The sequence below is a fragment of the Haloferax profundi genome (assembly GCF_001469865.1).
GTDB classification, from domain to species: Archaea; Halobacteriota; Halobacteria; order Halobacteriales; family Haloferacaceae; genus Haloferax; species Haloferax profundi.
The window spans coordinates 1-4,184 of the sequence record NZ_LOPV01000276.1; the positions used below are offsets into that span (position 1 = coordinate 1).

A 4,184-nucleotide genomic window follows, 5' to 3' on the forward strand; every position below is an offset into this window, starting at 1 on the left:
GACTGAGCTTGCGCTGGATGTTCTGGCGACGAGTCTTGGATTCCTCTGCGTCTTGTAGATCACTTTCAAGCTCATCAAGTTCGCGACGGAGTTCAGCCCGGTGTTCTCGCTTGTCGTCTCTGGTGGCACGCAGTCGGTTCGTCGTCTGCTCGATTTGCTCCGAGTCCACTTCCGTGCCACAGGTCCAACAAATAATCGTGTCCGACGCCGCAAGTTGGTCAGTGGGCGCGCCATCGCCCGTATCAGTGGTGAGTGACTCTTCGACCAATCCCGTCTTCCCGTCAAGGACGTCTTCTGTGTACTGGATGACCGTTTGTAGGTCCGAAATCGTTGTGTTCAGGTGTTCGATCTGTGTCCGAATCTGATCGGTGCGCGCCGACACTGACTCGCGGTCGATATCGGCCTCTTCGAACGAATTCAGTTCATCTTCGAGTTCGGAGCGCTCCTGTCGAAGCGATTCAACGCTCTCGCGCTCACTTTGCAGACGGAACCGAACTGTCTCGAGGTTTGAGCGTGCGTCCTGTAATTCACCGAGAACACGGTCGAGTTCGTCTTGATTTTCTCGTTGAGCTTCAACCGTCCGGTCTTCGTCGTCGATTCGTGCGCTAACGTCCTCGCGCTTTTCTTCGAGATCTGCAATCTCGGCTTCTAATTCGCTCCGTTTTGCTTCGAGTGATTGTTTCTCTGCTTCGAGCGAGGAGAGGTTCTTGAGCTCTCGTTTGATCTCCTTACGTTCTGATTGGAGACGCTCGATCTCCGCATTAATTTCGTCCGTATCGACTGGTGCCATGATCACGTCGTGGAGGTTGCGGTTGGCAACAACCGCATCCCGTGCCTCATTTGAAGCCAGAAGGAACGCAAAGAGATCCGCAGTCAATGTGTCTTGGAGATACGGGGTTCCTCTCGCACTCACACGACCGTTCTCTCGAGTGAGAACGCGCGTGAAGGTTCGACCGTTTAATTCGAGTTCTACCGAACCTTCGTCAGCGTCGCCTTTGATACTTGCAGCGTCGCTTCCGCACGCAGCCATGAGCGCACGGAGGAACGAAGTTCGGTTCGTTGCGTTCCGGCCAGTGAGAACAGTAACTCCGGGAGAGAGAGTTACCTCTCGGCTATCTATCCCACCAATATTCTGAATTCGGACGGTTGCACGCTGAAGTGCCTCTGATGTACTCATGTGTGTAGTTTATTTATCATCGACAGTTTGTGCTTCATCCACTGTGGCATCTCTAGCTGGTTGGCCACAGTCACAGTGCCCGGAAGAGAACAGTGCTGTCGGAGTCATTCGCTTTTCGCAATCTGTACAGGTAATTCGAATATCGACATCGACTTCGTACGGGCCAATATCCACCTCGTTTGACTTGATTAAACGGTCGATAACGTCGATTGTAACCGTTCGGAGTCGAGACCGAAGCTTACGAATCGTGTTGAGTCCAGATTCGACGGCAGATTCGTCGTCGGTCCGTTCGCGCTCGACATTCCGATGCTGTTTGAGATAGTTGTATACTGACTGGTAAGAAATGATATCAGACTCAAGCTGATCGATATCGACACCTTTCTCGCGAAGAGCGTTACGAGCCTCTGTTCGACTGCCTGCAGTCACTTCATCGCTCGTCAAGAGTCGATAGAAATTGTCAACTTCACCATCAAGAACGTGTGCTCCAGCTTGCTCAAGGGCTGCTTGGACGAGGCGTTTGTTGACATGTGTTTCGAGTTCACGGAGACTTTGCTGTTCGCGACCATCACCTAACCACGCGGCAACGAGATCATCTCCAAGGTCGGTGAGTCCGTAACGGGTTGCAATTCGCTCAATTTTGGGGCCCTTACCGCCCCGGCGAGAAATACTTTGATTGGTGTTTCGCATATCTTTGCGGTGGTTGGTGTACCATGCACACTGTTGTAAAGATTGTTGCCACATCCAAAACACTTTGATACTATGAGGGTGCTGGGGGCAATGATTAAACACTAAAGTAGTTGTCCATAATTTCTGAACCACCAACTCCCATACAAACACCAAACATTTTCTTTTGTCTCAAACTACAATACATATCACAGTAAATGTTCTAATTTTATGCTTTTCTAATATTCTATCGCGATTGCAACACCCTACATTTCTTAATGTTGCTCTTTGTTTGCACAACCAAACAAACTATTAGCACACTGATTTAGTTCTAACAATTCTAGAAAGTGGTGAAAAATATCAATTAATAATTAATCTATTAGCTAATAAACCAACCAATACACTCAGTACAGCGATATGGAGCGTGAAACCAGGTACAGTTGACTCTGTTGAATTTTGTGGGGTAGACATTTCAGTTGTCGTAGATTGGGTCTGCACAGTCTCAGAGGTCGCCTCATCTGTTTCTTCGGCCTCTTCATTTTCACTAATCTGTTGTTCTGAAACAATGAGAGAACCAACGTAGAGCCGTGCTGTTCCTGCACTTTCGAATGTTGTGGACATATTGACATTTTTTGAACTACTGGGTTTCACCGATATTGAGTCACGTGCTACGACAGTTCCATTAAGTGTGAGTTTTGTATCAACGGTGGACATCTCAGAACCGACATTTTCAATCGTGGCGTTGAATGTCGTTTTGTCTCCCACATGTGGCTTGCTCGGACTCACCGACAATGCTCTGACATCGAATGAACCTTCGACGTCCTCTTGTACCTCTAAAGAGCTGTCTCCACTAGTCTCTGAAACGGTGAGTTCTGTCTCATCTGCCGAACCCCCATCACTATCCCCTCCAGATGATGACGAAGAAGACTGTGAGCTCTCATGTGTCTCCGGTTCACTGTCCGGAGCTGTAGTATCTGTGCCACCAGACCCGACAATAAGCGTTCCATCCTCGGCGCCAGAAACTCTGTAGCTGACTCCCTGTTCGCTACCTACGTCAGTAACAGTGATACTAACGGGGCTTTTTCCATCTTGTTTACCTTCTACAGTGACTGATGCAATGGTAATCGAACCGGACTGATTTGTATCGATGAGCGCTCCATAAAACCGAACTTGTTGATTGTCATCACCGTATTGAACTTCTTCTAAACCTGGATTGTGGTTGAATGATGCGTCAGTAATATTCCCAACGGTCGGGTCAACAGCGACTGAAATATCCACAGCACCGACGCCTCCACCGTCAACGTCCTTGATGATAATATCGAATGTCGTTTGTGTTCCAGCATCAATTGACTGAGTCTCAGGCGAGAGTACAACCGAAACCTCATCTTGGGCTGCTGCAGCGGGAAGTGATAGCGTAAGGATGCCACACAAAACAAGCCCTATTAGACCAAACCGTAGCACTGGTGTCGCTTTTTTAGACATGAAAGTATGTTATGCTGGAATTGTTAGGTGAGAGTACTTTTCTGTTCCGATAACAGTCGTACTCTATGGATGGACGCTGAGGAGGACCCGTCCGAATTTATTGACGCTGTTTGGTTATTTCATCTGATAATTATTTCTGATTCGCGAAACTATATGTATGGCTATAATTATTACATGTCATAATGAGGAAACCAGTAGGAGTCCTCGCTTTAGCGGCAGTACTGATATGCCTCTCTGTATTCAGTGGTATGGCCGTCGCGGCCGATGACACCGTGAACACAGAGGCAAACGAAACTACATCTGCGAACGAACCAGTGGTCGAACGGGTCGTCTTCGTAGACAGCGACACAGGAGACACATACAGATTCAACGATGGCAGCGTCGACACCTCGTCACTTCCAGATGGGGAATATGTCGTTGTCACGTACACGCGAACGAATGGGACAGTCGAAAAACAAACTGAGCTAGTTGAGCTATCTAGTGAGAGTCAGCTTACCACTAGCGATGTTCAGTCAAGTAGCCAACTCGTTCAGTCGCTGTCGACTGTCGACTCAGAATACGAGATCGGGTTGACCACCAACGTCAGTGAGTGGGACTACAGTGCACGTGAAAACGGCGCAGTGAAAGTGACCGCTGGTGTGATTAATAGGACAACGCCGTACCATTCGGCAGTTTCAGGATATAACCTTACTGTAACAGTAGACCAGCCGGATGGATCTGAAGAGAGGTTCAATGTCACGACTGATTCGTCTGGCAAAGCCTCGTTTATCTACAATCTCTCAGAGAAGGGGACAGGAGAGTTCGATGTTCGAGCGAACCCTGCCACGACTGATGCAAACATCACTGTCCAAGACGGGTGGGA

At 48.5% G+C, this 4,184-nt stretch carries 3 protein-coding genes and 1 pseudogene; 1 reads left to right on the plus strand and 3 read right to left on the minus strand.

Annotated features, from left to right (window positions below; all coding sequences use genetic code 11):
- The 3 genes from AUR66_RS11970 to AUR66_RS20620 form a co-directional block, all read right to left on the minus strand.
- On the minus strand, positions 1-1,177 hold a 1,177-nt coding region (locus AUR66_RS11970), incomplete at its 3' end, for an archaea-specific SMC-related protein (RefSeq protein WP_157533091.1).
- 9 nt (positions 1,178-1,186) lie between these two features.
- Positions 1,187-1,864 carry a rod-determining factor RdfA gene (gene rdfA, locus AUR66_RS20615; protein ID WP_082682194.1) on the minus strand — a complete coding sequence of 226 codons (678 nt, stop codon included), beginning with the start codon at positions 1,862-1,864 and terminating at the stop codon, positions 1,187-1,189.
- A 336-nt stretch (positions 1,865-2,200) separates the two neighbouring features.
- On the minus strand, positions 2,201-3,322 hold the full coding sequence (locus tag AUR66_RS20620) for a CARDB domain-containing protein (RefSeq protein WP_082682195.1): 1,122 nt from the start codon (positions 3,320-3,322) through the stop codon (positions 2,201-2,203).
- A 182-nt stretch (positions 3,323-3,504) separates the two neighbouring features.
- On the opposite strand from AUR66_RS20620, the pseudogene AUR66_RS21260 reads away from it, so the two are divergent.
- Positions 3,505-4,184, plus strand: a pseudogene (locus AUR66_RS21260) (hypothetical protein); the annotation flags it as partial.